We start from the raw sequence: 7,313 nt of genomic DNA on the forward strand, positions 1-7,313 counted from the left end.
GGAAGGGTATTAGTCCAGGTGAAAACAGTTCCCGGGACCGAGCCATTGAAAATTACGGGTAGAGATAATGAACCATTGCAGAGTACCTGGTCAACAGGATCAGTGACCACCGGAATAGGATTTATCGTCACTAAAAGATCATCAGAGATATCGGGGCATGGTGCAGCATTGGTTGTAGTAAGCGTAAGAGTCACAGTTCCTAAGGTGATATCAGCAATTCCAGGGACATATTCAGCATCAATAGTCGCAGGATCCGGCAAAAAGGTTCCATCTCCGCTACTGGACCAAAGGCCTGTGGTTGTTCCGCCGTTAATGGTTCCGTCGAGCAATACAGATGCGCCTTCACAGATAACCTGATCAGGCCCCGCATCAGCAAAAGGTGATAAGATATGAATGGTAATCTGGTCAGTAACCTGTGTTCCAAGGCATCCTCCTGTCCCAAAGGCTGTCAGGGTGAGAACAACCATCTGCGAACTAATGTCTTCTGGTGCTAAAATATAAGTGGAGATCAGATTATTCGGATCAGAGAAAGTCCCGGTGGATGAGCTCGTCCAGCTTACCGATGAGTAGTTTGTAGCAGTTCCGGTTAAAGGAACAGAAAATGGTGGTGTATTACAAATGGTCATATCAGTTGGTCCTGCGTCAACAGTGGGCCCAAGGTCAATAATGACAACACCATTCATTAAAGTATCACAGCCAAAACTATTAGTAGCTTTAACCGTATAATTTCCAACTGGTTGTGGTGTTGGGAACCAGAATGGACCTGCTACTGCTGGAATATAGATTTCAGGAGGAGTCAGGCTGCTGCCATCTTCATGAATAAGTTCGTAAGTTGTATTCAATTCTGACCCGCTTAGGCCGATGGTTGTGCTTATGCAGTTGATTCCCTGGTGCAGCACATCAAAAATGCCGGGGTTGGGATGAATGACCACATCGCCATCCATTAAGGTCGGGCAGTCAGGAATTGTAGTCAGAGTGGCTTCAATAGTGTAAGTACCCGGAGTGTGAAAATAACCCCAATACAATGGATCCCTGTGCAGGGCAGAGGAATAGGTCCACTTGGAGTGTTAAGGGTATAAATAACACCTGTTTGAGAACTACTCAGCCATATTTCCTCATCACCCGGACAAATATCATTTACAGGATTCATAGTATATACCTGGGGACGAAGAGATATTGTAACATCTCCAAGCATATCATTTGTACAGGTAGTAGTTGGGTTTAACGCAGTGATAGAGTAGGTGCCGGGTTGGTTCTGGAATCCAAAGCTCAGTTGGTTTCCTGTGCCCGGAAGGGTTATTAATACTGAACCTCCGTTACTAAGGGTATAATTAACACCAATCTCCGAATCTTCCAGGAGAATCTCTGTTCCTATTGCCTGATCAACACAATAAATGTTACCGGTAGGATAAATCCAGTATTGTGTTGGATTGGGTAAAATAGTAACAGTACCAAACATTTGAGCAGTGCAGATATGGTTCTGATCAAATGCTATAATTACATATGTCCCGGGAGCATCGGAGGTGCCAAATACAAGTGCAGAACCTGTACCGGTTTGTATCGTGAAATCAGGTGATGGCGTGGGATATGGAATTCCGTTTATATCAAGCAAGTGAACTTCATAGGTATAACCGACTTGTGAATCATCCAGTCCTATGGTTGTCAGGCCGCATATATTAGGACCCTGAGGAGAGATATTATAAGGCTCAGGATTTGGCCACAGAACTTTCGTGTCAGTGAAATATATATCACATCCGGTGAAAAGATGAATTGCATGAATAAAATAGGTTCCGGCTACAGTCTGAATTCCAAAAGGAATAGGAAGTCCAGTTCCCGGATAGGTGCCTATGTAAATCGGGCTGCCGGTTGCAAGAGGAGTACACCAGAGTTCATATGAAACACCTGTTTCAGAATCCTGCAATCCAAATGAATCCCCGGCACATTGTGGCCCGGCGGGATCGAATAAAAACTCCAGGGGACTTGCATTGATCAAAATACTTCCCTGGATATTTGACCAGCAACTGGTAATGATATTTGTAGCTAGGATGGTATATACACCCGGATTCGACTGAGGTCCGAAATTCAGGGGACCAGGTCCGGAGAGTATATTCCCGGTTGGAATACCATTCCAAATAAGTTCATAATTTACATTGGATTCACTGAAATTCAAAGTGATCAGATCACCAGGGCAGTTGCCGGTGGAACCTATCAGATAATTGGAAATTGGATTCGGGTTTACTACAAGGTTACAGGAGCCTGGCATCAAAACAACCTGGCCATTGCTTGTATTTGTCGCCTGAACCGTATAGGATCCTCCAGCTGTAATCCCATTCCACGTGAGCTGTGATCCTGTTCCGGGTAACAAAGTGGATGGATCCGGTATTCCATCCAGCACCAACACATAATCTACCCCGATATCGGAACCGGATAATGAAACAAAGGTGGATAGGCCTTCGCAGATAGGGCCACCACAGCTCACATTATAGATGGTCGGTGCAAGGTTTACATTAATCTGGTAAAGAAATTGGTTCCCAGGCATCCACCTAATGCCTGCATTGGCGGTATAAATAATCGTACAACTTGAAGGACCGCCAGAAGCCACATCTAAGCTGAGAATCTATCAAAGACCTACCGGAAGGGTATGAAAGTAAGTGTTCAGCGGACAGGTGTTATTGGAAACCGACCATTGGTAATTGACACCGGTAACATCTGAAGTGAAAACAATCGGTGTTGTAGAATTACCTGAAACCACAGTTTGCTGATTGACTGGGTTTGTTATATGAGCCACCGGGTTCACATAAACAGTGAATGGGAATGACGACCCCACACATAAAGTTGTACCAGGCCCTTGTGGAGTAATGGTATAAACTAAACTGTGCAGACTTGTACAACTATTTACCAGCATGTCGTTCACGATACCATTTCCAGCAAGAAGATTCCCCGAGATACATCCGGAAGGATCATTCGGAGAAGTCCATGAATAGGTTGTGCCAGCTACTGTTGAAGTGGGTGTATAATTGATAAAATCATTTGAACAGATGTATTTTTCATTTACACTTGAAATTGAAGGTATTTCATTCACATCAACAATGATTTCATTGCTGAGTAACTCACATGGTGTTGAATAAACAGTTCTTCTGTAATGAGTTGTTTGGTTAAGTGCAGGTGGCGTATAATCTGGAGAATTATTTGTCCCGGAGGCCGGAGTCCAGGTAGAAAACGGTGTTACACTCTGTTCCCAGAGGTAGGTATAACTGCCACTACCCTGTGTTGGAGGAGTGCCAATGATCGCAGCAGGGGTTGCCCCATTGCAGATTGCTGGCACACCAGTAATGGAATTATTCTGTATTCCAGGTAAGACAGTGAAAGTAATTACATTGGATTCATCTGTGCAATTTCCTGATTTAACCTGTCTTCTGAAACTGGTTGGACTCACAGTTAAAACCGGGCCCGAAGTAAGGTTTTGAGAGACTTGTCCGGGAATTGCCACCCAACCTGAACCCTCATCTTTAAACCATTGAAACTGGTAATTTCCAACTCCCTCACCACCAGAAGGCGGAGTACCGGTGATGGACCCGGCAAAGGTCATTCCTGAGCAAATGGTTGAATTGCCTGTGAAAGAGACAATATTATTATCGATGGTTTGAGTAACATGGACAATTAAATCCAAAGAAGTTGTAATTCCGCATTCATTCTCAACATCCACACTGAGTTGGTAATTTTGTGTAAGGTCGTTAGGGAAAAAAATGGAGGGGAAAGGGTCGGTATCGTTAAATGCCGGAACAGCAGGTGTAACGGTCCATTGGTAGCCGGTAATAGTTCCGTAATTGGCATCATAAACAATGTCAGCATTTGTAAGGGTAACCTGTCCCGGGCCACATAATGGAAATGGGGTGGTGGGAATTACTGTTACAATCGGAGCCCCTTTAATAGTAAGGATATAGGGGTCAGAAAGGTCTTCATAACAGAAGTTTACACCCGATATGATCCTGGCACTGAGTTGTATTGTATAGATCCCTTCCTGGAAAAACTGAAACTGTGGTTCGTCACTGGTGGCATCGGTTCCACCTAAAAAGGTATAACCACTATTGGGGCTAACTACCCATAAAAATTCAGGTTCGGAGCAGCTGGCAGTAGTGGTACTGGTGTTGTTAGGGACAAATTCGTAAGGGGCGCAGGCACTATTGCTGGCACTGGGAACTGTAAAGGAAGCTGTAGGGATATCCTGAACACATACCGTTCTGGTTACCACATCCTCTCCGCAATTTGCTGGGAAGCTTTCTGCAGTGTGTGCTCCCAGGGTAACTGTATATTCGCCTGTTGCAGTGTAGGTATATGTTGGGTTTTCAAGGGTGGAGGTGCCAATTCCATCGCCAAAGTCCCAATCATAATTGGTTATGGTAATGGGAATATTTCCATTGATGAAGCATCCTACATTGGTTTGGTTCGAAAATGTATGAGGAACGTTCACACATAAGATGATCGGATCCAGTGGAAATTCAATCAGGTCAAAGCTTGCATTAGCTTTTTCTGAAACTTTTATCCCACCTAGACTTGGAGTTACAGAACCGCAATCGTTTAAAATAATACCAGTGAACTCATAGGAATTGGTGACATTTCCGGATGCATTGGTCAAACCGCAGGAAGGATTCGTATATGTGTGCGGGAAATGAATTCTCCCAGTAATTGGATCAATTGGAGGAAGTGTGGCCTGAGTGTAATCCTCAAATTGTCCATCCCCATAATCAAAATGATAGGTAGTGCCCGGAGTATTAGGAGGATTCGGGGGAATAAATTTATAGATTACTGTAAAATCTGCACAACCTTCTGTTTCACCTGGTTCAACATATATACCTCCACCTGGTTGAGAACCATTGAAAACATTGTACTGTTTAACATCTTCACAACCATCCAGACCAACTACAGTAATAGTCAGTACAGATGATCCCTTCAGAGGATAGGAGTGAGATGCAGTAGAACCATAGCCCCAACTGGAAAGATAGTTTTCAACCGGACTTCCGTCGCCCCAATCAATAGAATAGCTGGCGTTTAGTGCTGGAGTGGTGGTTGTATTCATAACAGTTAGGTCAAAAACAGCCGTTGGATTTGGATCACAATTTGACCAGGTAGGAACAGGTGTTGGAGTAAGAGATGCATTTGGCCGCTGTTGCACAGATATGGTATTTGAAATAGTCCCGACACAGCCAAAAGCATCCGTCACATTCAAGGACACCAGGAAAGGTTGTGTTCCATTACCATAGGCAGTGAATTGATGATCAGGGTCTTCAACAGTGGATGTGCCATCAGTGAAATCCCAGTCATATTGAAAGGGTGCAGTCCCGATTGTAGTGGTTGAATTGAAATGCACAGTCCCGCAATCAGGGGCTGGGAATGATGTAGATGTAAAGGAAACAACAGGAAGTGGTTTTTCGGCAATTATCGCATTTCCGTTCATGTTTTTGTAGCAGTCACTTCGCCGGGCTTTAATGGTATAGGTGCCGGTGGTATAAATGCCAAAATTTAATGCACTTCCATTTCCATTCATTGAAAAAACCGGGGTGGATCCCCCGTTCAGAAAAAGATCATAAATTACACCGACCTGGCTTCCGCTTAATCCTACCGGCAGGCCGGTTCCACCAGCACAATAGTCGCCACCCCCTGTAACATTATAAGTGGTTTCAGGATATGCAACTACAGTTATTAAAAGTGTATTAAAAGTATTACCATTGGTATCTCTAAGGCGGTATTGCCCGGCTGTGCGATTGCCTGTAAAATAAACAATTCCGCCATTTCCGGAAATTGTGGTGATGGTAACCCATGAACCTGTATTCTGCTGCAATTGGTAAGTAGTGCCATTTACCGAATTGAGAACCCCAAGGATAACACCTGTTCCTCCTGCGCAGTAACTGGTGCCTGGGTCTGCAAAAAGTGATGGGGGCTGAGCCATCAGAACTTTACCGGAAAGAGAAAATGAGGTCAGCAGCAGGAGGTAGAGGATTCTTTTCATAGCAAATGAAAAATTACATCAATGTGTTTACACTGTACTATAGAAAAAACACTTGGAACTTAGAAGTCAGAATGTTATTCCTGGGAATTGCCGGAATAACACACTTTGAAAGCAAAAAGGGAATATTAATTGCAGAAATCTTCTCTAAATTATTGCGATTAAATTCTGGGATTTTCTGATGAGCGTTTGGGTTTTATCTATAATGTGGTTTAAATTCCCAATGAAATTTTTTTTTTTGTATACAAGTGCAATCAATTAAATATCAATAACACAGGAAGAGTGTTGTTTGTGGTATGTTTTAAATATGAATCAAAAATGTAATAAAACAAACGAGAATGAGTGGTAATTTGAAAGTAAAGCATTATTTAGAATGATGTTTAAAAGTGGAAAGTTAAATTTGATAACTGGATAGCAAACTCCCACTTCTACTTTTCAGAAAAAGCGGGGAGAGGTCAATTTCACCGTTGAGATTTTAAGCAGAGGGTAAAACGAGTATTGAAAAGCTTGAGGTTTAGTGATTGAAGGAGTTCTGTAGTACTGGGCCCGGCAACTGTTCACCGATAGTATTGAACTCAAGCTTTTTTAAAAAGACGGTTATTTACTTAGTTTATGTTACCACTGTTACATCAATCTGGATGGATTCGGCAATATTATTCATACGCTTTTGGTATGGAGATGTTGTAATCACTTAAGTAACACCTTTAATGTTGATTTTGCAGTCCTTTTCCTCGCCAGTTTTCGAAGGTGCCATTCAACACTTGATTTTATTTGGTGATTCCATGCATTGTAAGGTCTCACTTCTACAACTGCTTTATAGGTCCCGTCTTTAGCGAAATTGATGTCCTTCAGATTGGTAACCTTTCCATTGAAAGTAGAGGTTGAAATTGATCCGATTGCATATAGTTTTCATTAAAATGTTCCTGCATCAACGCTTTTCAAATTCAAAGATTTAATCAAACCCTTCCCGGCCTGGCTTACCTGTAGGGAAATATCCAAAGCACTGTTAACCTGAAGTGATTAAGGGCTAGGATCTTTTCCATTTGTCCATCGAAAAAAACCTGATGGTACCATTTCCCAGTCATATATTTTGTGCTTTATAACCCAATAGTTTCCTGATGCAATTATAATAGACAGGATGACCATTAATCTTTCATTTTCTCTTTTATTTTAAAATTAGTTCGTTAACTTTTAATATCTCTCTGTTTTATTCAATAAAACATAGCAAGCAACTATTGTAGTAAAGGTTTGGTTATTCTGTAGTCAGGCATCAGGAGGCTTGATTATTAATCATTAAGAGAAGCACTCA

Annotated in this window: 3 protein-coding genes; all 3 read right to left on the reverse strand. The window is 42.4% G+C overall.

Annotation, left to right across the window (positions count from 1 at the left end; all coding sequences use genetic code 11):
• Nucleotides 1-1,025, reverse strand: a 1,025-nt coding sequence (locus IPH84_06780) for a hypothetical protein (GenBank protein ID MBK7172927.1), incomplete at its 3' end; no start/stop codon positions are given.
• Nucleotides 971-2,539: a hypothetical protein gene (locus IPH84_06785; protein ID MBK7172928.1), complete on the reverse strand. Its 1,569-nt coding sequence runs from the start codon at nucleotides 2,537-2,539 to the stop codon at nucleotides 971-973. The genes IPH84_06785 and IPH84_06780, both read right to left, overlap by 55 nt.
• A gap of 81 nt (nucleotides 2,540-2,620) precedes the next feature.
• Nucleotides 2,621-6,007, reverse strand: a complete 3,387-nt coding sequence (locus tag IPH84_06790; GenBank protein MBK7172929.1) for a PKD domain-containing protein — start codon at nucleotides 6,005-6,007, stop codon at nucleotides 2,621-2,623.
• Nucleotides 6,008-7,313 lie beyond the last annotated feature (1,306 nt).

The organism is Bacteroidales bacterium (assembly GCA_016707785.1).
In the GTDB taxonomy this organism is placed as follows: Bacteria; Bacteroidota; Bacteroidia; order Bacteroidales; family UBA4417; genus UBA4417.